We start from the raw sequence: 25,012 nt of genomic DNA, 5'->3' as shown, positions 1-25,012 counted from the left end.
AATTGCGCACATTCTTTCAAACCTTTGTAAAAGAAATTAAGAAAAGAAATGAAAACACCCGAAATAAAGATATTAATTGGCGCTACTGGAGCAGGAAAAACAACCTTTGCTGAATATTGGTTACGAACAGAGCCTAACTGGATGCGTGTGAGCCGAGACGATTTTAGAATGATGCATTTTAGTTCTACCAATTTGTCTCCAGAAGACGAATCAAAAATCACCGTAATGGTCGAAGGCACTATAGACGCCTTGTTGGATCGTGGGTCAAACGTGTTAGTAGATGCTACACATTGCCGTGCAGAATATATAAATGGATATATCAAAAAGTACATCGAAAAGGCAAATATTAGTTTTAAAGTGTTTGATGTAGCATTAGAAGAGTTAAAGCAAAGATGTCAGAAGCGATTTGTAGAAACAGGGCGATTTATTCCAGAAAAAGTTATTGAGAAGTACTATAAAGAATTGCAACATTTAAAATCAAGTTTCGATTTTTCCACCCGAAAAAGAGAGCGTTTGGATAATGTGCTTATCGAACAAAATGAAGCATTGCCTAAAGCGATTATTTGCGATTTGGACGGAACATTAGCCTTAATGAATGGAAGAAATCCGTTTGATGCAAGCAAATGTGATGAAGATTTACTAAATGTCCCCGTGGCGAATATATTGAAAAATTACCACCACTTAGGATACAAAATTTTGTTAGTTTCTGGTAGAGAAGATAAGTTCGAAGAGCCAACGTTACGTTTCTTAGTCAAACACCAAGTTCCATTTGATGCATTGCTAATGCGAAAAACCAAAGACAGCCGTAAAGATTCGATTATCAAAAAAGAAATTTACAAAGGACATATAGTTGCTAATTACTTTATCGAATTTGTATTGGATGACCGTAACCAGGTCGTAGATACGTGGAGAAAAGAATTGCATTTGCCTTGTTTTCAGGTTTTTTATGGGGATTTTTGATAAATATTGATAATTATATCCTTTTAACTTAGAATTTTCTTTAAAAAAGAACAATTCTTTTACAACGCTATAGTCCCCTCAAGGAGGCAATCTTCAAAATTATGTTATTGCACTACAAATAATGTTTTTCATAGGACAATTGAATGTTGCTAATTTTAAAGTTAGAATGGTATTAAAACAAAAAAAGAATTATCCTTTGTGAATCTATACATCCAAATTCGTCACTTACAACTTGGTTTATTATCTTTGCAAACTATTGAATATTATTATGATCCCAAAAGATACTATTGTAGCTTTAGCAACACCCTCAGGTGCTGGTGCTATTGCTGTTATCAGAATTTCTGGAAATGAAGCTATAACAATCGCTAACCAAGTGTTTAAGTCAATCCGTAATAAAGATTTGACCAAACAAAAATCGCATACACTACATTTGGGACATATAGTTGATGGTGGCAAGATTTTAGATCAAGTATTGGTTTCCCTTTTTAAAGGACCTAACTCCTACACAGGTGAGGATACCATTGAGATTTCCTGTCATGGTTCTACTTTTATTCAGCAACAAATCATCCAATTACTACTTCGTAAAGGCTGTCGCATTGCGCAAGCTGGGGAGTTCACCTTACGCTCCTTTTTGAATGGTAAAATGGACTTATCACAAGCGGAAGCTGTAGCCGACCTAATTGCCTCTGATAATGAAGCTTCTCATCAAATTGCCATGCAACAAATGCGTGGCGGTTTCAGTAACGAATTGGCTAAACTACGTGAGGAGCTTTTAAACTTTGCTTCCTTAATCGAACTCGAATTAGACTTTGCCGAAGAAGATGTTGAATTTGCCGATAGAAGTCAGTTTATCGACTTGCTCAATCGTATTGAATTTGTACTAAAACGATTGATTGACTCATTTGCGGTAGGAAATGTGATTAAAAACGGAATTCCTGTAGCGATAGTAGGAGAGCCTAACGTAGGAAAATCCACCTTATTAAATGCTTTACTAAACGAAGAACGTGCCATTGTCTCTGATATTGCAGGAACCACCCGTGATACCATAGAAGATGAATTAGTCATCAACGGTATGGGTTTCCGATTCATTGATACGGCGGGTATTCGTGAAACTAAAGATGTAGTAGAAAGCATTGGTATTCAAAAAACTTTTGAGAAAATTGAACAAGCACAAGTCGTAATTTACTTGTTCGACGGTTCGAAGTTTAAAGATTCAAGTTCTCAACTTATCCTTGAGATTGAACAAATTAAAAACAAATACCCTCAAAAACCGTTAATCGTATTAATAAATAAAAAAGATGTTTTAGCGTTAGAAGAAATTTCAACTTTAAACCTTAAACTTGAAACTTTAAATTTGAAACAAATTTTAATCTCTGCAAAACAGAATATTGGTATAGACGAATTAAAAAACACATTACTGTCATTTGTAAATACTGGCGCATTGCGTAACAACGAAACCATTATTACGAACACGCGTCATTATGATTCGTTGCTAAAGGCTTTAGAGGAAATCCAAAAAGTACAATGGGGTATGCAACAAGGTTTGTCTTCTGACTTGATGGCGATAGATATCCGTCAAGCTTTATATTATTTTGGAGAAATTACGGGGGAAGTAACTAATGATGAATTGTTAGGGAATATCTTTGCGAATTTTTGTATCGGGAAGTAATTATTTATATCTTTGATACTATCAAATGATACTATCATGTATAAACCACCATATCAAATTACATCCGAAATATTAAAGTTAATTACTACCATATCAGAACGAATTGGAGAAATTAATGCAACCCATTTATATAAACCTGCTACAGAATTAAGGAAAAAGAATCGTATTAAAACTATTCAGTCTTCTTTAGAAATAGAGGGCAATACACTTACAGAAGAACAAATAACTGCTTTACTAGAAAATAAAAGAGTACTAGCACCTCAAAAAGACATTTTGGAAGTGCAAAATGCTATTAAAGTGTACGACCAACTCAATTCATTTAATCCTTTAAAATTAAAAGACTTAGAAAGAGCCCATCAAATATTGATGCAAGGCTTGATTGAACAAGAAGGTAAATTAAGGACAACCAATGTTGGGATTGTAAAAGGTACTAAAGTAGAACATATAGCCCCAAGTGGAAATATGGTAAATGGACTAATGAAGGATTTGTTTGAATACCTCAACAAAGATGCTGACTTGATTTTAATTAAAAGTTGTGTATTTCATTATGAATTTGAATTTATACATCCATTTATTGATGGTAATGGAAGAATGGGAAGATTGTGGCAAACCTTATTGCTAATGCAACAATATCCCGTTTTTGAATATTTACCAGTTGAAGCCTTAATAAAAGATAATCAAGCGGAATATTATGCTGTCTTATCCAAATCAGATAAAATAGGAAGCTCTACACCGTTTATTGAGTTCATGCTAAACATAATACTACAAGCATTAGAAAACCTCCTTAAAACGCAAAATAATAACTTAACAGCCGTAGACCGAATTAACCTCTTTAAAGAAATCATAAAATCAAATTCCTTTAGTAGAAAAGATTATCTAATACACTTTAAAGAAATAAGTGAAGCTACAGCCAGCAGAGACTTGAAATGGGGTTTTGAAAATGATATTTTAATTAAATCAGGAGATAAAAGACTAACAACTTATAGCTACAATTCTTGATTTTAGTTTACTTTATTTTGCTTTAAATTTTATTATTTTGCTACGTTTTTAAAACTAAAAACTTATTAACCCTTATAAATAAACACTTTTAAATTTCTGTATAGGAAAGTAGTTAAATATCTAGATATTTACAAAAAAGCACAGCATTCAAAAAAAATGTACAGCAATAATTAACCGTACATTTTTTTTTAGAATACTATGAGAATATAATTTTTAAAATCTATATTGAGATTCGTTTAAATTTAGTTTTGTCTATTTATTGGGTTTAAAAAATAAAAAAACTAATTGCTCTTTTACTTTTTAACCAATTCATATTTTAGTGTCTTTTCATTAAATGCATATTTTTGAACACTAGTTTTATTGCTCAAAGTAAATTCACCTGTGTTCAACAATGTAAATGCATAACCTTCTGTGCGCTTTTTAATAACGGTTTGAGAGGCTGTTTTTAAACGGTCAAGAAATTGTATTTCGGTAATGTCTACAATTTTTTGAGTATTACCTATCAGAAGTGATTTTCCAACAGGATTCCAAATTTGATTTTCAATTATTGAAGCAATTTCTTTTCGCTCAGGTGTTTCTTTTTTTTCTATTGCATTCCAAGAAACATTATAAAAAGTATTTGTTTTAACTTTAAATTCGGTGATTTTTACATTTGTTGGATTAAAATCTATTTTATTTTTAGTTAGTAACATACTGTCTTTTTGAATAACTAAAAATAGATCTTTCTTTTTATTGTAAGCTACAGTTGCAGAAGCTGATTTAGCTAGTACCATATTAGATACTGGTGCATTACTTTTTTTCTTTTGACCATGTACAAAATTTAAAGAGGCTAGGGCAAAAAGTAAAATTATTTTTTTCATGATATCAGTTTTAGGATATCACAATATACTTATTTTTGAAATAAGTAGTTACTTTTAAGTACAAAATAAATTTAACCATTTATCCAATTAAAAAAAACAAGTTTAATGTTATTAGGAATTTCTATAAAACCTAATAAAATATACTTTTATGTAAAAAAAAAAGACCTCAATGAGGTCTTTTTTTTTACATTTCTCTAAAAATTGTATGCATCAAACGCTTTTTGTCATTAATGCTTTCTTCAAGTGAAATCATGGTTTCTGTTCTATACACCCCATCAATATCATCTATCATATAAATAACATCTTTAGCATGTTTTGTATCTCTTGCTCTAATTTTGCAAAAAATATTGAATTTTCCTGTTGTTACATGTGCCACGGTAACAAAAGGGATTTCATTGATTCTTTCCAAAACAAATTTAGTTTGTGATGTATTATTTAAGAAAACTCCAACATAAGCTATGAAAGAATAACCCAATTTTTCATAGTCCAATGTTAACGAAGAACCTTGAATGATTCCTGCGTCTTCAAGTTTTTTTACACGTACATGCACAGTACCTGCAGAAATTAAAAGTTTTTTAGCGATATCTGTAAACGGTATTCTTGTATTATCAATCAACATATCAAGAATTTGATGGTCCACTTCATCTAAACGAAACTTACTCATATATTTATATTTGTGTTTGTGTATTCTTATTTATATTAAATTCATGCTAAAATTATCAATTAATCTTTACGCCATTTGTAAATAAATTGTTAATTTTTATAGAAAAATTAGCATTTTTACCCAGTTTTGGTGTGTTTCCTTCATCATCTTTGAAAAGGCCTTGCTCACAGTCGTATTCAACATGACCAAATTTATCTTTAAGTTGACCTATTTCAATAATCTCAGCTTGTAAGAAAATTTTTTCATCTTTTAAAACCTCCTTGTATTGTGCTGCAAAGTTAGTGATTATTTCTAACGATTCCTTGTATATAGTGACATTTTTATAAATAAAGTCGTAAAAAACAGTTTTATTTTGCGGAATATTCAAATATTCCTGCAAATCGTTTTCAGTGTATTTTCTTTTAAAAATGCATTTCAAAGCACTTAAAATGGCAATGAAAATATATTTTCGAGTGGCTTCGCGTTCATAATCTTTTGGAAAATGTCCCGCTTCAAATAAGATTGTAGGAACTCCACGTGATTGAAAATAATCACCTATACAATTCAGATTAAAGGCATCATCAAAACACCCCACTTGGTTAGGTATAAATTGCTGTAAAACCTTATTCATTTCGTTAATAATGGCAACTGCATTTAAACGGCAATCATTAAATTCTCGTTGTTCGTTATAGGAAGGAGCCAAAAAAGATACTGTTGCAGGTTTTCCTGTTGCACCAGCTCCAAATATGGTTCTTTGATCATGAAGATTAAAACAAAAATCAGGTTTAAAATCTTCGAATGCTTTTCGTAAAATTTGTGCTTCAGGTTGGGTTAAATCAACGGAATCACGATTTAAATCGATTGAATTTGCGTTGACACGTGTATAAGACTCCGCACCATCAGGATTAAGAATTGGGAGTACTAAAAAAGTATAGTTTTCTAATATAGCTTTAGCTTCATTATCATTTGATTGCAAGAAATTGAACAAATCAAACAAAGCTTTTGTTGTTGTAGACTCATTACCATGCATTTGTGACCACATGAATATTTTAAGGTTTCCCGTGCCAAAACGAACACTTTTTATGGGTTTGTTTAACACTGAATATCCTATTGTTTCAACTTTAAAATTGAAGTTTAAACGCTGTAATATGGGTTCAATATGCTTATTAGTAATGTATCTGCCTGAAATGCTTTTTTCTTTATAAGTATTGAAAGTAGTAATAAAATCCATCAGAAACTTTTTACAAAGTTAATCAAGATAATTCTATATGCTCTAAAATTAGAATTCTTTCTACATAATTGTTCAAATTTTATAATGTTGTATACTGTGAAAAAATATTGCTTTTTCTAAGATATTAACATAAGTAAAAAACCTTTTTTTCTCAATAGAGAGCTAAAAAACGGTGTGGTTTTAGAAATGATTGAATGACTCACAATTTTTCAAGTTTTTATTTTAATAATCATTTTATAATATTTATAAAGCGTTTAAAAAAAACTGATTAATCATTTCCGTTACTTGTTTAACATCATTTAAAGAATTTGCAAAAGAAATAGGCAAACTTAATGTAGTGTTATGAATCTCTTCGCTTATGGGACATTCTATATCCTTGAAATATAAAGAATACCCTTTTTGTTGATTGGGTGAAACAGGGTAGTGAATTTCTGTATGTATACCATTTTCAAATAAGAAATGTTTTAATTCATCTCTGTAATTAGTTCTGATATTGTAAATGTGATATACATGTTGACCATTATCGTAAAACTTTGGCTTTATAACCTTATTAGTTAAATGGTCATTATAATATTGAGCTAATCGAATCTTATGATTTGTGAAATCATCCAAATGATTGAGTTTTATATTCAGAAAAGCGGCTTGCAATTCGTCTAATCTTGAATTCAAACCAACATATTTGTTAAAATATTTTTTTTCAGATCCGTAATTACGTAGCGCTTTCAATTTTAAATAAAGTGCTTCGTCAGATGTTGTAATTGCCCCTGCATCGCCTAATGCCCCTAAATTCTTTGTGGGATAAAAACTAAAAGCACCAATTTTTCCAAAAGTACCCACTTTAACGCCATTTAGCTGAGCACCATGAGCTTGAGCACAATCTTCAATAATTTCAAGATTATATTGCTTAGCAATCGATACAATCTTATCCATTTGAGCTATTAATCCATACAAATGAACAACCATAATAGCTTTTGTTTTGGGTGTTATAGCCTTTATAAGTAAATCTGGATCAATCGTATAGTCATCCATATTGGGTTCTATTAAAATTGGTTTATGCCCTGCATTGATGATTGCTAAAATAGTTGCAATATATGTATTTGAAGGTACTAAAACTTCAGAACCCTCAGGGAAATCAAAGGCTTTCAAACCTAAAATTAATGCATCGAGACCATTAGCAACACCTAAACAATATTTTGCACCACAAAACTTTGCAAAATTTGTTTCAAAATTTGTTACTTCTTCACCCAAAACATACCAACCTTTTGCTAAAAAAGAATCAAATTTTTGTTTGAATTCTTCTTCAAAAGACTTGTTTAAAAGGTTCAAATTCTCATAAGGAATCCATGGCTCTGTAGGGTTCATATATATAGTCTTTAGGGTCATATAATTCAGAAGCTAGTACGAGTAAAATTGCGTCCTCAGAGAAATCATACATCCAGTGGTAATCTTCAGGATAGAGTATCAAACATTTTTCAGGATGATCTAATAAAAAATGTTCAACACTATTACCGTTATCATTTGATATCCTGCATGATCCCTTAATGCATATTGCGGCTTGTATTGTTTTATGATGACGATGGTTACCACGAACGGCATAATCTACATTGTATATATAAAATACTCTTTTTATAGCAAAGGGTATATTATCTTCTAAAACAGTTAATGATCCTTTGGATTCATGAAAAGATTGTAATTGTAAAAACTGGGGCATATTTCAAACAAATTTGTTCGGTTTTTTTGTGAATAATTTCTGAAACCAGATTAAATAAATACACTTATACAAATATATACTTTACTTTGAAATCATTTCCTGTAAATTCTTAATTTTAAGTAAAGAGTTCTATTGGTTATATTTGTAAACAATAAACAAGGAATTCATAACCAAAATGATCTACTAAAACTAATATTTATAAGTATAAAAAGATAAAAATAACTACTTTTGTCATCGAATTTATATTGAGCTAATGAAAGTTTCTGTTGCATTATGTACTTATAACGGTGAAAAATATCTGAATGAGCAAATCGACTCCATACTAAATCAAACAAGAAAAGTTGATGAAATTATTGTTTGTGATGATCGATCTACAGATCAAACTTTAAGCATTTTAAAACAATATAAAGTTAAATATCCGAATGTTTTTAAAATTTTTGAAAATGCTACTACACTTCGTAGTGTTAAAAATTTTGAAAAAGCTATCCAAAAATGTTCTGGAGATGTAATTTTTTTATCCGATCAAGATGATATTTGGGCTTTAAATAAAGTTGAATGCTATTTACTTTTTTTTGATAAAAACCCTACAATTAATGTAGTAGCATCTAATGGTTATTGCATAGATGAGAATTCAAACATTCATGATAAATATGCCATTTGGGATGTTCCTTTTTTTCTAGAAAATAAAGGGGTAGAATTTGAGTTTTTCAAATTGATTTCGATGACTGGAAATATAGCTACAGGTGCTTCGATGGCTTTTAAAAAGGAAATATTGGTAAGCATATTTCCATTTCCAATAATTGAGAATTTTCATCATGACGAATGGATTGCAATTATATCAAGTTCAATGAACCAATTTGCTTTTATAAACGATAAGTGTTTTTATTATCGTATTCACAGTGATCAACAGGTGGGAGGTGTGTTTTATAAAAAAAGTGATTATCAAAGGAATATGCTTATTAATGTCTTTGATTTAAAGAATCCTGCGAATAATTTTGTAGGTTATAAAAGAAGGATCAAAAAGATAATTTCAAATTTTGAGCGTAATAGTTTATTGGAACAATCTGATCCTAGATATTCTATTTTATTTCAGAACAGTAAAAAAGAATTAATAGATTTATATCATTTTAATAAAAATCAAATGAAGAATGATTATCCTGTAAGAAATTTTTTATTGAATTTTTCTGATAAATTTCTGAATAAGAGAAAATTCAACTATTAAAGAAGTAATTTTCTAATTAATTTAAATCTCTTAAAACTAGTTTAGTTATTCATCTCATTTTTATTTCTGAAACTTTTTCAATAAAAAAGACTTTCAGTTTTAATAGCTAGGTAGTATTTATTGATTATAATAATATATATTCTTAATCAAATCATAATTTCATTTAATAAGTTACATAATGATAAAAGTTAGCGTTTGCATGATAACCTATAATCATGAAAAATATATTACTAAGGCTATTGAAAGTATTCTTATGCAAAAAACTGATTTTAATTTTGAATTAATTATTTCAAATGATAATTCTACAGATTCTACACATAAAAACATTTTAGAAATTTTAAATAAACATCCAGAATCAAAAAGAATAAAATACATTCATAATAAAGAAAATTTAGGAATGATGCCTAATTTTATCCAAGTAATACATAACTGTAAAGGAGAATATATTGCACTTTGTGAAGGAGATGATTACTGGACTAATCCTGAAAAATTGCAAAAACAAGTAGATTTTCTAGATGCTAATAAAAACTTTTCGATGTGTTTTCATCCAGTTAATATCGACTTTCATGGAAAAATAACAGAGGATAACATCACAAAACAAGTAAAAAAACATACTTCTATTTATGATTTAGCAGCAGGTAATTATATTCATACTTGCTCAGTTTTATATAGAAATAACCTCTATGATAATTTTCCTAAATATTTTTATTCTGCACCAGTTGGCGATTATTTTCTACATCTTTTGAATGCTCAATATGGTGATATTTATCGTTTAGAAGAAACAATGGGAAATTATAGAGTTCATGATACTTCCTATTGGTCATCTAAAAAACAAAATGAAAGAGAAAAAATTTGGATTGAATTTTTGGAAAACATTAAACCTTTATTTTCTAAAAAAATTCAAAAAGTAATAGATATCCAAATCAAGTCAAATCAACCAAAAAAAATTGGTTGGTTTAAAAAAAAGAGAAAAGCTTTTAAAAATATTTTTTTTCAAAAAATTCGACTATCAAATTTGAGAAAAAAATATGATTTAATAATAGCAGATGACATTCTTCCATCTACCCTTTCACCATGGAGAAATTTAGAATATAATGAGCTAATTAAAATTTTTGATAATTCTATCATATATACAGATACTAGTACTTATGTTTCATACTCACAAGATAAAACCTTTAATGAAAATCTAAATTCGTTAGAAAAGTTATACCCTTTTGTTAAAAATAAAATAAAAAAGTTAAAGCGAACCTCAAATATGAATTGCAACCTTTTTTATACCATATTTTACAATAATATAAATAAGCATTTTGATTTTTTAGAAGCAAACAAAATCCCCTTTGCTTTTACACTATATCCAGGAGGAGGATTTGTAATGAATAATGATGAAACAGACAAACGTCTAAAGGAAATATTTAGTTCTAAATTTTTCAAAGGTGTCATAGTAAATCAATACATAACAAAGGAATATCTCTTAAAAAAACGATTAGTAGATCCTGAAAAAATAAAACTTATTTTTGGAGTTCCAATTTCTATTGAAAAGACCCCTGAAAAAATTGAAAAATCCACAAACAAAATGAATATTTTATTTTTTGCCAATAAATATACTAAAAATGGAGAAGATAAAGGTTTTGATGTTTTTCAATTAATAGCTAAAGAACTTATTTCTAAATCTACCAGTTATAATTTTACTATCATTGGTAGTTTTGATTATAATGATTTAAAAATAAGTGATTTACAAGATTATTTCAACTTTAAAGGTATTCTTGATGAAAAACTATTCAATGAGGAATTAAAAAAGACGCATATAATAATTTCTCCTAATATGCCTTTCAAAATTGCAAAAGGAAGTTTTGATGGTTTTCCACTTGCAACATGCATAAGTGCATCTATCTATGAAAATGTATTAATCCTTACTGATTACTTCAATGAAGCTGAAAAGATAAATTTAATTGATGGGATAGATTTCATAAAGTTTGATTCTGATATAAATAAGGTCGTTAATGAAATAGAAGCATTAAAAATAGACCCTCAAAAAATGAATACTATAGCCATAAATGGGAAAAATAAATTATTAAATTTGTATAATTATAATAATCAAATCACTCCTAGAATTAATTTCATAAAAAATATATTAAATTGATAAACGTTACTAAAACTTTTTTACCTAATCAGGAAGAATACATTCAATACCTAAATCGAGCTTGGGAAAAAGTGTGGTTAACCAATAGAGGGGAACTAACCATTGAATTAGAAAATAAGTTAAAAAATCATTTGGGTGTGAATAATATAATAATCACTAATAATGGAACCATTCCCATTCAGATTGCTTTAAAAATTCTGGGTAATAACAGTGAAATTATTACGACTCCTTTTTCATATGTAGCCACTACTTCTTCTATAATTTGGGAAAATTGTACTCCCGTTTTTGTTGATATACATCCAGAATATTTAACAATTGATGAAAACCAAATAGAAAATGCAATAACACCTAAAACTACTGCTATTTTAGCTACTCATGTTTTTGGAAATCCATGTGAAGTAAAAAAAATAGATGAAATTGCAAAGAAACATGATCTTCATGTAATCTACGATGCAGCTCATGCCTTTGGTGTGAAATACGAAAATCAATCCATTTTTAATTTTGGAGATGTAAGTACATGTAGTTTTCATGCAACGAAAATATTTCATACAGGAGAAGGAGGTGCCATGTTTTGTAATAATCATGAACTAAATCACAAACTTTTTTATAGTCATAATTTCGGTCATAATGGACCACTTGATTTCCATGGCCTAGGAATAAATGCTAAAATTTCAGAATTGCAATCAGCTATGGGATTAGCTGTTTTCGATCATATTGATATGATATTTGAAGATAGGAAAAAAGTGGTTGAGTACTATGATATCAATTTAAATTTAAATAAGATGCAAAGACTAAAAATACGTGAAAAGACAATTTGGAATTACAGTTATTATCCTATTATTTTTGATACCGAACAAACACTTCTGAAAGTCCAAGAAGCGTTAAATAGACAAAATATATTTCCAAGGAGATATTTTTACCCATCATTAAATAAAATAAGTTATATTCAAGATGTTGAAATGCCTATTTCTGAATCTATCTCCTCAAGAATATTATGCCTCCCGCTATATGTAGGTTTAAAAGAAAATGAATTACAAACAATCACTTCAACGATTAATTCAGTATGTTAATAATTGGTGCTAAAGGTTTTGCAAAGGAAGTATTAGAGCTACTTCATCAAAATAAAAATCTTGAAAATGTTGCTTTTTTTGATAATATAAACCCTGAAATAAAAGGAACTTTATATGGAGTTTACCCTATTTTAAAAACTTTTGATGAAGTTAAAATTTTTTTTGAAACCCAAACAAATAAGTTTACTATTGGAATAGGTAATCCTATTTTAAGAAGAAAACTCTGTAAAGAATTTACTGATTTAGGTGGGGAATTTACTTCTACAATAAGCTCAAAATCTATCATAGGTAATTTTGGGAACACAATTGAAAATGGTTGTAATATAATGTCAGGCACTGTTATAACTAATGATGTAACAATAAAAAAAGGAGGTTTGATTAATCTAAATTGCACTATTGGACACGATTGTGTTATTCAAGAATATGTAGAAATATGTCCAGGTGTTAACATTTCTGGAAACTGTAATATTGGAAGTTATACTTTTATTGGAACTAATAGTACAATTTTGCCCAAAATAACAATTGGGAAAAATGTTATAGTAGCTGCAGGATCAGTTGTAACTAAAGATGTTCCTGATAATTGTATGATAGCTGGTATTCCAGCTATCATAAAAAAAACAATCCCTGCATTAGATTTTTAAAAATGGACATCAACACCGAAATACACAATGCCTTTGAAGTTATCAAAAACGGAGGCATCATTTTATATCCCACCGATACCGTTTGGGGTATAGGCTGTGACGCTTCCATTCCAGAAGCTGTACAAAAAATATATGCGCTGAAGCAAAGAGCCGAAAGTAAAAGCATGATTGTATTGGTTAATGGCGACCGGATGATATACAATATCTTTAACAACTTACCCGAAGTGGCTTGGCAAATCATGGATTTGTCAGAGAAACCAACTACTTTAGTATTAGATGATCCACGAAACGTAGCTCCTAATATTATTGCTGAAGATAAAACGCTTGGAATGCGTGTGGTTACAGAACCTTTTTGTTTTAAGCTAATGGAACGCATGAAAAAACCGCTGGTTTCTACCTCTGCTAATATTTCAGGGGAGCCTACACCAAAGTCTTTCAAAGAAATTTCCCCAGAAATTATAAATGGAGTGGACTATGTAGTAAATTTGCATCGCGATAAAATTTGTGACAAACCTTCCACTATCATCAAAATTACTAATGATAGCCAGGTAAAAATTATCCGTAAATAGTTTTTTTTAAGTTTAAAGTTTCAGAGTTGCTCTACATTGAACCTTAAACTTTAAACCTTAAACTCTTATAATGAATTACAAAGCGCATTTAGACCATAAAATATTCAATATCGTTTCGCAAGCTGCACAAGCACTTAATTTAGAGTGTTATGTGATAGGCGGTTTTGTACGCGATATACTTTTACAACGCAACCACAAAAAAGATATTGATATTGTAGCGGTAGGTAGTGGTATTGATTTAGCATTGAAGGTTTCTGAATTGATTCCTCATAATCCGAAAGTACAAGTTTTTAAAAACTACGGAACGGCCATGCTTCGTTTTGAAGATATGGATATCGAATTTGTTGGTGCTCGTAAAGAAAGCTATAATTTTGAAAGTCGTAAACCAGTAGTTGAAAACGGCACTTTGAAAGACGATCAAGAACGTCGAGATTTCACTATCAATGCATTGGCCTTTTCGTTAAACACTGTTACTTTTGGTGATTTGGTAGACCCTTTTGATGGGGTTGCAGATTTAGAGGCAAAAATTATCCGAACACCTTTAGACCCTGATATTACGTATAGTGACGACCCTTTGCGTATGATGCGGGCTATCCGTTTTGCTACGCAATTAAATTTTGAAATCGAAGCTGAGTCGTTAGAGTCTATTTCGAGAAACAAAGACCGAATCAATATTATTTCAGGGGAACGTATTGTAGATGAGTTAAACAAAATTTTACTTGCTCCCAAGCCTTCAATTGGGTTTTTGCTATTACATAAAACAGGACTTTTAGATATTATACTTCCTGAACTTACAGCATTGAACAATGTAGAAGAAGTGGAAGGGCACACGCATAAAAATAATTTTTATCACACCTTAGAAGTGGTAGATAATATTTGTCCAAACACCGATGATTTATGGTTGCGTTGGGCAGCACTGTTACACGATATTGGAAAAGCACCTACTAAAAGATACCATAAAAAACAAGGATGGACTTTTCACGGACATGAGTTTTTAGGCGGTAAAATGGCAAAAGCTATTTTTGTGCGTCTTCATATGCCGTTGAATCATAAAATGAAGTTTGTTCAAAAAATGGTTCAAATGAGTTCGCGTCCTATTGTTTTAGCACAAGATATAGTGACTGACAGTGCAGTGCGTCGTTTGGTTTTTGATGCAGGCGAAGATGTAGAAAGTTTGATGACGCTTTGTGAAGCGGATATTACAACTAAAAACCCAAAGAAATTTCAAAAGTATCATAAGAATTTTAAAATTGTTCGTGAGAAAATCGTTGAAGTAGAAGAACGCGACCGTGTGCGTGTGTTTCAACCGCCAATTACTGGTGAGGAGATTATGGAAATTTTCGATTTAAAACCATCTCGTGAAATTGGGACTTTAAAAGAAGCGGTGAAAGAAGCTATTTTGGAAGGCGTTATTCCTAATGCTTATGAACCAGCTTTAGCATTTGTTCTGGAAAAAGCAGAAAAAATGGGTTTGAAACGTGTAAAATGAATCTGAGCTTCAAATGATATTCAAAAACAAAATATTGAATCTTTAAAATAACAAGAATGAATCAAAAAAAGTCTGTAATCTACTGGTTACTTTCAGGTTGCATATTAGTCTTTATAATGGTAGTGGTTGGAGGAATTACTCGTTTAACCAATTCGGGTCTATCTATGACCGATTGGCATTTAATAACAGATACATTCCCACCGCTTACTGAAGAAAATTGGCAAAAAGCCTTTGATGCCTATAAGCAATTTCCCGAATACAAAAAAATCAACCAATTTCAAGAAGGAGGTTTTAATTTAGCAGATTACAAATTCATTTATTTTTGGGAATGGTTTCACCGTTTCATTGGACGAATTATCGGTTTGGTTTTCATGATTCCTTTTGTCTATTTTATTGTTAAAAAAAAATTAGACAAATCTACTATGCAAAAATGTTTGATTCTATTGGGAATGGGAGCATTGCAAGGTTTTTTTGGTTGGTTTATGGTAAAAAGTGGTTTAGTTGATAACCCAGATGTAAGCCACTTTAGACTTGCATTACATTTAACATTTGCTTTTATTACTTTTGCTTATACACTTTGGGTTGCATTAGATTTAATGTATCCCGATAGAAAAGCACCTATAACAGAATTAAGAAAAATTGCTAGAATTGCTCTGATTGTTTTAATTGTTCAAATCATTTATGGTGGTTTTGTAGCAGGATTAGACGCAGGAAGAATACACAACCATTGGCCTTTAATGAGTGATGGGCAATTTTTCCATGAAAGTATTTTATTAGAAAAAGACTCTTGGTTATTGCGTTTTACAGAAGGAAAAAGTGGTGTTCAATTTTTTCATAGAACAATGGCTTATATCGTTGTAGGCTTAATATCCTATCTATTCATTCAAGGTAAAAAACACCAATTAACTGCTAATCAAAAATTAGGTTTAAACGGTTTAATCATAATTGTTTTTTTACAATTCACACTTGGGGTCTTCACTCTTTTATTTAATGTTCCTATATTATTAGGATTAGCCCATCAAATTGTCGCTTTTTTTCTACTAACTGCAATGACTTTTACATTGCATAGATTAAGTAAATAATAAGTTGCTATACGCTTGATAGTGGAATGAAATATAAAAACCTAATCAAAGGTACATATATCTTAGACTTATTTTTGGACCAGATTTTTTTTTTTTTTAAATCTGGTTCTTTTTTTTTTTAGAATTTTAGCCTCTAATGTAAACTTCCCTCAATTAGCTACTTTCAAAACTAAAGAATTCCGAACGTTGTGTTTTTATAAACTCAATTCACTAAAAATTTTTTGACTATTAAACCTAAAAAAAAAGAAGCATATTGAATCAATTTCAATATACTTCCCTTGTATTGGTTTTAGCAATATATCGAGATACAATTCAAAATTGTTTCTCGATTATTTATAAAATTAATTATTTTTATCGTAAACTAGCTCCTAATTCGTTTTCAAAAATTTGAGTTAATTTGCTCATTACTTTATCAATTTGTGAATCGGTAAGTGTTTTAGAGGTGTCTTGTAAAATAAAACTTACTGCATACGATTTTTTACCTTCCGGTAAATTTTTGCCTTCATATACATCAAACAAGTCTACTTCTTTTAATAAAGCTTTCTCTGTTTTCTTAGCTAATTCTAAAATTTTAGCAAACTCAACATTTTGGTCTACTAACAATGCCAAATCACGACGTACTTCTGGGTATTTTGGAATTTCAACAAATTTTACATTTGTAGATAAATGTTTCAAAATAGCGGCCCAGTTGAAATCAGCAAAGAAAACTTCTTGTTTGATGTCAAAATGTTTAAGAACCGATTTTTTTACCGTACCAAATTCAACTAGGGTAGAAGTCCCTAATTCATACACCATACCTTCACTAAACACATCTGTTTTTAGAGCAGTAGTTACATAATTTTTTATACCTAATCGTTCTAAAATAGTTTGTACATAACTTTTGAATAAAAAGAAATCAGATGGTTTTTGTGCTCCAGTCCAAGACTCTTGGTTGCGGTTGCCACTCATAGTTAAAGTTAAATGCGCTTTTTCTTGGTGACCCGCTAATATTTTTTCGTATGTTTTTCCAAATTCAAATAATCGTAAATCCCCATTTCTACGGTTAATGTTGTAAGACACCGCTTCTAAAGCTGAAAACAACATCGACTGACGCATTGCTGATAAATCATTACTTAAAGGATTTAACATCAATACGTTATTTTTTTCATGCAAAGTTTCGCTTAAAGTAACATAAGTAGGCGTAGTTAATGAATTGGCCATCATTTCGTTGAATCCATTAGCCACTAAAAGATTAGCCACCACATTTTGCACTTTATAATCTTCCGTTCTGGTAGCGTGTGCCGTAGTTGCATTCAATTTTTGTGTAAATTGAATATTATTATAACCGTATACACGTAAAATTTCTTCTATAACATCAATATCTCTGGTTACATCAACACGGTAAGCAGGAACGGTTAAACCTAATCCAACTTTAGAGATGCTATTTACTTTGATATCTAAAGAAACTAATATTTTTTTGATAATATCATCTGGAATTTCTTGACCGATGATTTTTCTGACCTTTTCTAAGTTTAAAAGTACTGGAAAATCTTCCGCTTTTTTAGGATGCACTTCAACAATATCAGAAGTCATTTCGCCACCCGCAACTTCACGAATCAAAATTGCTGCACGTTTTAAGGCATACTCTGTAATGGTAGGGTCAATCCCTCTTTCAAAACGGAACGAAGCATCAGAATTGATTCCATGACGCTTAGCGGTTTTACGTACAGATACTGGATTGAAATAAGCACTTTCTAAGAAAATAGAAGTAGTTCTTTGAGTTACACCCGAATTTTTTCCACCCATAACCCCTGCGATGCATAAAGGGCCTTTTTCATCACAAATCATGATGTCTTCTTTACTTAATGTTCTTTCTACATCATCAAGCGTGATAAATTTATCCCCTTCGTTAGCATTTTTTACAATAATTTTACCATGAACTTTAGCAGCATCAAAAGCATGAAGCGGTTGCCCTAATTCGTGTAAAACATAATTAGTAACGTCTACAACATTGTTTTTTGGAGTTAATCCAATAGCTTTCAAGCGGTTTTGTAACCATTCAGGAGAAGGACCTACTTTGATATCTGAAATGGTAACTCCACAATATCTTGGAACTAATGTGGTGTTTTCAACAGTAACATCAATTTTTAAGGTTCTTTTTTCTACTTTATATGAGGAAACCGAAGGTGTAATTAATTCTGTATTGATGTCTTGTTGCATCATGCCCGCACGTAAATCACGAGCAACACCCCAGTGACTCATAGCATCTGCACGGTTAGGAGTAAGTCCAATTTCGAAAACTTCATCATTTTCAATATTAAAAACTTCAGCTGCTGGTGTACCAGGAACTAAATTTTCTTCCAAAACCATGATACCTTCGTGACTATCACCTAGACCAATCTCGTCTTCAGCACAAATCATTCCGTGACTTTCTTCACCACGAATTTTCCCTTTTTTAATTTCAAATGCATTGCCTTCTTTATCATAAAGTTTTGTACCAATAGTAGCTACAACAACTTTTTGACCCGCAGCAACATTACTAGCTCCACACACAATTTGTACAGGTTCGCCATTGCCTAAATCAACTGTAGTTACCTTTAGTTTATCAGCATTAGGATGTTTTTCGCAAGTTAAAACATGACCTACCACAAGACCTTCTAAGCCTCCTTTAATTGATTGATATTTTTCAACACTTTCAACTTCTAGACCTAAATCGGTAAGCATTTCAGCTGTTTTTTCCGATGACCAATCTGTTTTTATAAATTGCTTTAACCAGTTATATGAAATTTTCATTTTGGATATATCATTTTTTAAGAAATGCAAAGATAAAAAAATAAGTCAGGACACAAACAAACAAAAAATGCTTCTTTTTGCAGAAGCATTCATTTTTTTACGGTTGTTTGAAAGGTGAGGACCATTTTGGGTCGGTATATACATTGGTTCCCGAGAGTGTTCTTAAAAAAGCGATGACCGCATTGACTTCAGTAGCTGTGAGATGCAATTGCTGTCCCACACCATTTGGTTTTAATCTATTGTCTAAATTCGGATTATTCAGTGCTGCATTAGTCAAATTTCCGTAATGGCCAATAGCTGCTTGCAACGTACTGATAACGCCAGTGTGCATCATTGGCCCATTAGTGGTTCCATCCGTTTTTACTAAATCTCTTAAACTTGGGGCGCGAGTTACTGTAAAATCAGGACCACCATTAATTGAACCTCCAATACCGTTGTTTCTGGAGTTTGGGTCAATGTCAAATTCAGGAGCAGCATGACAACCAGCACAGCCCAAGCCCCCGCTGGTTCTGTTTCCTGATGCGTCAAAAACAGGAGGAGTCATAAAAATATTTTTACCATTGTTTTCTTGTGTCGTAAAATTAGGAAATGGTGTGTTTTCATTAGCCACTTGAGCTCTTCCCACATCATATTTAGAGTCGAAAGATTGAATACTTTTTACAAATTGTGCAAGGGCTAACTGAATTTTTGTTTCCGTTATTTCTTCAGTCCCATACACAAATTTGAACAATTCTTTATAATAAGGTATGGTATTCATTTTTGTTATCAACCCATTAAAATCCATATCGACATTGGTGCCGCTGAATCCCATTTCTACGTGATTACGGATAGGTTGTGTGGTTTGAAATTCTAAAGTCGCAGCACGTTCATCCCAGAAAAATTTCCTTTCTATAGCAAAACGATTGTTGATTAAGCGCATGGAATGTCTATCGGTAGAACCATTTATACCTGTGCTTGCAAGATTCGTATCACTGAATGCGTTGGCTTGTTGGTGACAACTGGCACACGCAATTTGATTGTTAGATGAAAGATTTTTATCATAAAAAAGCACTCGACCTAATGTAGCTCCTTTATCAGTTATCAAATTGGAACCAACATTGCTTTTAGTAATGTAATTGGGTACTGTTTGATTAGCATAATTGTATAAATTTTTCAAATCCAATTTAGTTCCAAAGGTAGCTTCAACGTTTGGATAGGTGGCTGTTTCTGGATTGGAATTAGAATTAGGGATAACTGTATAATCATCTGAATCCGAGTTGCATGAGGTAAAACCTAAAAGAATAAGCGGTAATAAGAATACTTTTTTCATAGGAATTGGGATTTGTTTACAGATTAGACGATATCGTTTTAAAAAGGTTTAATCAAAAATTTAAATTTTCTTTACATAGTAAAAAAACACAAAGTATTTCTATATTTGTTCGACCAAACTTTTTATTATAAAAAAATAGAAAATGAAATTATTAGAAGGAAAAGTAGCTATCATTACAGGAGCTAGTCGTGGTATTGGTAGAGGAATTGCAGAAGTTTTTGCAAAAAATGGTGCTCATGTAGCTTTTACTTATAGTTCATCAGCTGAAAGCGCTTTAGCTTTAGAAAACGAATTAAATGCTTTAGGTGTTAAGGCAAAAGGATACAAGTCGAATGCAGCTGATTTTAATGAAGCTCAAAAATTAGTGGATGATGTATTAGCGGAATTCGGAACTATTGATATTTTAATCAATAATGCTGGAGTTACTAAAGATAACTTGTTGATGCGTATGTCTGAAGATGATTTTGATGCGGTTATTGAAATCAACTTGAAGTCTGTGTTCAATATGACGAAAGCAGTTCAGAAAACCATGTTGAAAAACCGTGCAGGTTCAATCATCAATATGAGTAGTGTAGTAGGAGTGAAGGGGAACGCTGGACAAGCAAATTATGCAGCCTCTAAAGCGGGTATGATTGGTTTTACTAAATCAATTGCTTTAGAATTAGGTTCTCGTAATATTCGTTGCAATGCTATAGCACCAGGTTTCATTGAAACTGAAATGACGGCTAAATTAAACGAAGATGTGGTACAAGGATGGAGAGATACAATTCCTTTAAAACGTGGAGGTACACCAGAAGATATTGCTAATGCTTGTGTGTTCTTAGGTTCTGATATGAGTGCTTATGTAACTGGACAAGTGTTGAATGTAGATGGAGGAATGTTAACTTAGTAAGCAGTTGCAGTATTCAGTAATCAGATTCAAGAGATGAAAAATAAATTTATAATTATACTTTTTTTAATCGGTCTAATAGTCACAAGCATAGGTTCTTTTTTTAAGATTGCACATTGGGAAATTGGTTTTTTTAACGGAAGTAGAATTATATTTGTAGGATTGTTTATTAAAGTTTTATCTGTTATTATCCTTATAAAGAAATTGGTTTCTGATAAAAATAACTCTTTTTTGAATAATTAATTAACCTTTTAGAAAAACTGAACACTTTAAACTGAACACTGAACACTTTTTAAAAATGTCGATAAACACAATTTTACTCTTACTTTTAGCTTTACTAGTAGCAGCAGGAATTGCATTTTATCATTATTTATATAAAGCCAATTACAAATCAAAATTGCATTTGTCATTGGCTTTTTTGCGTTTTGCATCTTTATTTTTGGTGTTATTGCTTTTGATAAATCCCGTTATAACCCAGAAGAATTATGAAACGCTAAAAACACCTTTACTCATAGTGGTTGATAATTCCGAATCGATTTCTTTTTTGAAGCAAGATGCTAAGGCTAAAAAAATAGCCCAACGACTTGAAGAAAATGAGAATTTAAAAGAGCAATACCAAGTGCAATTGTTTTCTTTTGATGAAGATTTTAACTCCGACAAACCACTAGATTTTAAAGGAAAGCAGTCAAATATTTATAAAGTATTTGAGAATTTAAAGCAATTGTATCGCACGCAAAACCATCCTGTAATTTTATTGACTGATGGTAATCAAACCCAAGGAAGTGATTATGTGTATAATATTCAACCAAATGCGCAGGTGTTACCTGTAGTGTTGGGGGATACGATTGAACATTTAGATTTGCGTGTAACACAAGTCAATGCAAATAAATATGCTTTTTTGAAAAATAAATTTCCAGTTGAAATTTTCACCAACTATACAGGAAGTAAGCCTGTAACTGCTACAGTGAGTATTCAAGAAGGTAAAACTACTGTTTATAAGCAAAATGTTTCTTTTTCTACGCAAAAAAAATCAAAACTCGTAACGGCTTTATTGCCAGCAAACAGTATTGGAGTGCATACCTATAAAGTGGTAGTTTCATCCACTGAAAAGGAAAAAAATACATTTAATAATGTCAAAAATTTAGCGGTAGAAGTTATTGACCAGCGTACTGAAATTGGTATTATAAGCTCTATAAACCATCCTGATTTAGGAGCTATGAGGCGCGCAATTTCTTCTAATGCACAACGTAAAGTAAGTATTGTTAAACCAAATCAAATCAGTAGTTTAACAGATTACAATGTGGTAGTTTTTTATCAACCCGACGCTACTTTTAAAGCGGTTTTAGAACAAAATAAAAAGCTACAACTTAACAGCTTGTTGATTACAGGAGTTAATACCGATTTTGGCGTAGTAAGCCAATATTTCCCGCAATTTGATTATAAATTTTCTGGACAAAAAGAAGACTATTCGGCTGATTACAAATCGAATTTTAATGCTTTTGCATTGGATAATATTGGTTTTGAACAATTTCCGCCTTTAGAGCATCCCTTTGGGACCATTACACCTAAAGTAAGCTGTAATACATTGTTGCAAGCTCGCATACGTAATGTGACTACTGAAAATCCTTTGGTAACTTTTGTAGAAAATGGCATTCACCGTCACGCATTTTTATTTGGTGAAAACCTTTGGAAATGGCGTATGGAAAGTCATTTAAAAGAGAAAACCTTTGAAAAATTTGATGTTTTTGCCGACAAAATTATTCAATATTTAGCGTCTAATGCTAAAAAGAAAAATCTTGTGGTAACTCACGAAAGTTTCTATAATTCTGGGGAAACTGTGTTGATTTCTGCGCAATATTTCAATAAAAACTATGAGTTTGACGAAGAAGCACAATTAACTATTCAATTAAAACATAAAGAAACTAATTCGGTTAAAGTTTACGATTTTATTAAAGGAGCTAATGATTTTTCGGTTGCTTTTGATGATTTAGCTTCAGGGAATTATACTTTTATTGTTAAAGAAAAACAATCTAATGCACAATATGCAGGAAGTTTTCACATGGTTCATTTTGATGCCGAAAAACAATTCATCAATGCTGATGTAGCACGATTGAAGCAATTAGCTGAGAATACTGAGGGTAAAGCTTTTTATCCTTCAGAAGTTGACGCTTTAGTAAAGTATTTAGAAAACAATCCTAACTTTAAGCCTATTCAAAAGGAAGTGGTAAAAAAATCACCTTTGATTGATTGGAAATGGGGATTGGTGCTTTTAGCAGCTTTATTGTCGCTAGAATGGTTTGTTAGAAAATATAATGGTTTGTTGTAAACAAATCTTAAAAGAATCGAAGAAGATGTGTACTCGACTTAAAAAAGAGGCGTTAAATGTCTCTTGTTATTCTCTCTGAAAAAACTTTACGAAAAACCCATAATAATGGAAATAGAGCGAGCGGTAACCTAGCCCTGAGTTTATCGAGGGTTCAACAGAGGTTTACTTCACTAAGTTTTTTTGTTTTTTATAGTTGTTCAGTGATTGCAATTCATTGTTGGCTCTTCGAGCCCAACGAAACCTTAGCTGTTAGCAGTAGTTTTATTCTGTCCAAAATTCTCCAATTGAATATGTTTTTGCTTGTCCACTAATAATCACTCGATCTCCTTTGTCTTCACAATACAACTTGCCCAATCGTTCAGAAACTTGTTGAGCATAAAGTTCTTTTTTATTTAGTCTTTTCGCCCAAAATGGAATTAAAGAACAATGTGCAGAACCTGTTACAGGGTCTTCTAAAATTGATGCTTGCGGTGTAAAAAATCTTGAAACGAAATCGCAGTTATCTCCAATTGCAGTTACAATTAAACCTCCTGGGTCAAGATTTATAAGGTCAAATAATTGTTGGTCAATTTTAATATTTCTGATTTCTTTTTCGTTTTCATACACCAAGACATAGTCCCTTGATTTCAAAATTTCTTTCGGTTGAATATTTAAAGATTTTGAAATTGTTGGTGGTAAAATGTCGGCAATAGGCATTCGTGATGGAAAGTCCATTTTGTATTGACCATTTTCAACTTTAACAATTAGGTCGCCACTTAAAGTTTCAAAAACGATTTTATCTTTCTTGTAGTCCAGTATTGTCGTTAAACAATGAGCAGTAGCAAGTGTAGCGTGACCGCACAAATCCATTTCAATTTCAGGCGTAAACCATCGTAAATGGATTTTTTCTCCTTTGTCAACAAAAAAAGCAGTTTCAGCAACTGCATTTTCTTTTGCTATTTTCAACAAGATTTCGTCTGACAACCAATTGTCAAGTGGCACAACACAAGCAGGATTTCCTCCAAAAATTGTGTCCGTAAATGCGTCAATTTGATATATATTATGTTTCACTATGTTCTGTTTAAAATTACTGCTAATGTCAGTCTGTGAAAAAACCCACAAACTACGTCAAATATAACAAAATAGTTTGTTTAAAAAGGCTAGTTTTCGTATTCTCAATAATGCAACAGATTCAAGGAATTTCCCGCCACCAGCTACAAATAACGAGTTTAGAAGATGAAATTACTCCCGACAACCCTATTCGTTTTATAGATGCTTTTGTGAGCGTTTGATCTTGAAAAAGATTAACTACAAAAACCGTCAAAAAATCAACTTCAAAAAAAAGAGGCGTTAAATGCCTTTTGTATATTCTTAAATTTTTACTTTGATATTCCCATAGTGAATGGAATCTCAATGGTGACACTATCCTAAAAAGTGTGTAAGTTATAATA

Annotated in this window: 20 protein-coding genes; 12 read left to right on the top strand and 8 right to left on the bottom strand. The window is 31.2% G+C overall.

The window, feature by feature from the left end:
* Positions 1–48: 48 nt before the first annotated feature.
* The 3 genes from ACQY29_RS11550 to ACQY29_RS11540 all read left to right on the top strand — a co-directional run bounded on the left by ACQY29_RS11550 (position 49) and on the right by ACQY29_RS11540 (position 3,628).
* On the top strand, positions 49–960 hold the full coding sequence (locus ACQY29_RS11550) for an AAA family ATPase (protein ID WP_428225331.1): 912 nt from the start codon (positions 49–51) through the stop codon (positions 958–960).
* A gap of 268 nt (positions 961–1,228) precedes the next feature.
* Positions 1,229–2,629: a tRNA uridine-5-carboxymethylaminomethyl(34) synthesis GTPase MnmE gene (gene mnmE / locus ACQY29_RS11545; RefSeq protein WP_428225330.1), complete on the top strand. Its 1,401-nt coding sequence runs from the start codon at positions 1,229–1,231 to the stop codon at positions 2,627–2,629.
* 36 nt (positions 2,630–2,665) lie between these two features.
* Positions 2,666–3,628 carry a Fic family protein gene (locus ACQY29_RS11540; protein ID WP_428225329.1) on the top strand — a complete coding sequence of 321 codons (963 nt, stop codon included), beginning with the start codon at positions 2,666–2,668 and terminating at the stop codon, positions 3,626–3,628.
* Between the two features lie 293 nt (positions 3,629–3,921).
* Here ACQY29_RS11540 and ACQY29_RS11535 read toward each other — a convergent pair whose 3' ends face one another.
* The 5 genes from ACQY29_RS11535 to ACQY29_RS11515 form a co-directional block, all read right to left on the bottom strand.
* Positions 3,922–4,488, bottom strand: a complete 567-nt coding sequence (locus ACQY29_RS11535; protein WP_428225328.1) for a hypothetical protein — start codon at positions 4,486–4,488, stop codon at positions 3,922–3,924.
* A 184-nt stretch (positions 4,489–4,672) separates the two neighbouring features.
* The gene (locus tag ACQY29_RS11530; RefSeq protein WP_428225327.1) at positions 4,673–5,152 is read right to left on the bottom strand and encodes an Lrp/AsnC family transcriptional regulator; all 480 of its coding nucleotides are present in this window, start codon (positions 5,150–5,152) and stop codon (positions 4,673–4,675) included.
* 55 nt (positions 5,153–5,207) lie between these two features.
* Positions 5,208–6,362 (bottom strand): M14 family metallopeptidase, encoded by a 1,155-nt coding sequence (locus ACQY29_RS11525; protein ID WP_428225326.1) that lies wholly within the window; start codon positions 6,360–6,362, stop codon positions 5,208–5,210.
* 243 nt (positions 6,363–6,605) lie between these two features.
* The gene (locus ACQY29_RS11520; RefSeq protein ID WP_428225325.1) at positions 6,606–7,724 is read right to left on the bottom strand and encodes a DegT/DnrJ/EryC1/StrS family aminotransferase; all 1,119 of its coding nucleotides are present in this window, start codon (positions 7,722–7,724) and stop codon (positions 6,606–6,608) included.
* Positions 7,693–8,073, bottom strand: a complete 381-nt coding sequence (locus ACQY29_RS11515; RefSeq protein WP_428225324.1) for a sugar 3,4-ketoisomerase — start codon at positions 8,071–8,073, stop codon at positions 7,693–7,695. Before ACQY29_RS11515 ends, ACQY29_RS11520 begins: the two co-directional genes overlap by 32 nt.
* Before the next feature lie 253 nt (positions 8,074–8,326).
* Between ACQY29_RS11515 and ACQY29_RS11510 the strand changes: the two genes are divergently transcribed.
* The 7 genes from ACQY29_RS11510 to ACQY29_RS11480 all read left to right on the top strand — a co-directional run bounded on the left by ACQY29_RS11510 (position 8,327) and on the right by ACQY29_RS11480 (position 16,286).
* Positions 8,327–9,295, top strand: a complete 969-nt coding sequence (locus tag ACQY29_RS11510) for a glycosyltransferase (protein WP_428225322.1) — start codon at positions 8,327–8,329, stop codon at positions 9,293–9,295.
* Between the two features lie 178 nt (positions 9,296–9,473).
* Positions 9,474–11,435 (top strand): glycosyltransferase, encoded by a 1,962-nt coding sequence (locus ACQY29_RS11505; RefSeq protein WP_428225321.1) that lies wholly within the window; start codon positions 9,474–9,476, stop codon positions 11,433–11,435.
* Positions 11,432–12,505 (top strand): DegT/DnrJ/EryC1/StrS family aminotransferase, encoded by a 1,074-nt coding sequence (locus tag ACQY29_RS11500; protein WP_428225320.1) that lies wholly within the window; start codon positions 11,432–11,434, stop codon positions 12,503–12,505. The genes ACQY29_RS11505 and ACQY29_RS11500 overlap by 4 nt, the downstream gene beginning before the upstream one ends.
* Complete coding sequence (locus ACQY29_RS11495) at positions 12,499–13,146, top strand: acetyltransferase (protein WP_324712347.1); 648 nt, start codon at positions 12,499–12,501, stop codon at positions 13,144–13,146. The genes ACQY29_RS11500 and ACQY29_RS11495 overlap by 7 nt, the downstream gene beginning before the upstream one ends.
* Before the next feature lie 2 nt (positions 13,147–13,148).
* Entirely contained in the window at positions 13,149–13,715 is a 567-nt protein-coding gene (locus ACQY29_RS11490; RefSeq protein WP_428225319.1) for an L-threonylcarbamoyladenylate synthase, read from the top strand.
* A gap of 70 nt (positions 13,716–13,785) precedes the next feature.
* Positions 13,786–15,204 carry a CCA tRNA nucleotidyltransferase gene (locus ACQY29_RS11485; protein WP_428225318.1) on the top strand — a complete coding sequence of 473 codons (1,419 nt, stop codon included), beginning with the start codon at positions 13,786–13,788 and terminating at the stop codon, positions 15,202–15,204.
* A gap of 56 nt (positions 15,205–15,260) precedes the next feature.
* Entirely contained in the window at positions 15,261–16,286 is a 1,026-nt protein-coding gene (locus ACQY29_RS11480) for a COX15/CtaA family protein (protein ID WP_428225317.1), read from the top strand.
* Positions 16,287–16,637: 351 nt separating this feature from the next.
* Here ACQY29_RS11480 and pheT read toward each other — a convergent pair whose 3' ends face one another.
* On the bottom strand, positions 16,638–19,058 hold the full coding sequence (pheT, locus tag ACQY29_RS11475) for a phenylalanine--tRNA ligase subunit beta (RefSeq protein ID WP_428225316.1): 2,421 nt from the start codon (positions 19,056–19,058) through the stop codon (positions 16,638–16,640).
* Positions 19,059–19,155: 97 nt separating this feature from the next.
* Positions 19,156–20,367 (bottom strand): cytochrome-c peroxidase, encoded by a 1,212-nt coding sequence (locus tag ACQY29_RS11470; protein WP_428225315.1) that lies wholly within the window; start codon positions 20,365–20,367, stop codon positions 19,156–19,158.
* A gap of 142 nt (positions 20,368–20,509) precedes the next feature.
* On the opposite strand from ACQY29_RS11470, the gene fabG reads away from it, so the two are divergent.
* Entirely contained in the window at positions 20,510–21,256 is a 747-nt protein-coding gene (gene fabG / locus ACQY29_RS11465; protein WP_428225314.1) for a 3-oxoacyl-[acyl-carrier-protein] reductase, read from the top strand.
* Between the two features lie 298 nt (positions 21,257–21,554).
* On the top strand, positions 21,555–23,582 hold the full coding sequence (locus tag ACQY29_RS11460) for a hypothetical protein (protein WP_428225313.1): 2,028 nt from the start codon (positions 21,555–21,557) through the stop codon (positions 23,580–23,582).
* A 261-nt stretch (positions 23,583–23,843) separates the two neighbouring features.
* Here ACQY29_RS11460 and ACQY29_RS11455 read toward each other — a convergent pair whose 3' ends face one another.
* Positions 23,844–24,632: a PhzF family phenazine biosynthesis protein gene (locus ACQY29_RS11455; protein WP_428225312.1), complete on the bottom strand. Its 789-nt coding sequence runs from the start codon at positions 24,630–24,632 to the stop codon at positions 23,844–23,846.
* Positions 24,633–25,012: the final 380 nt, after the last annotated feature.

Source organism: Flavobacterium sp. (assembly GCF_965262375.1).
Taxonomy (GTDB): Bacteria; Bacteroidota; Bacteroidia; order Flavobacteriales; family Flavobacteriaceae; genus Flavobacterium.
The sequence above is the reverse complement of the archived record's forward strand: the minus strand, read 5'-3'. Positions and strand labels throughout refer to the sequence as shown.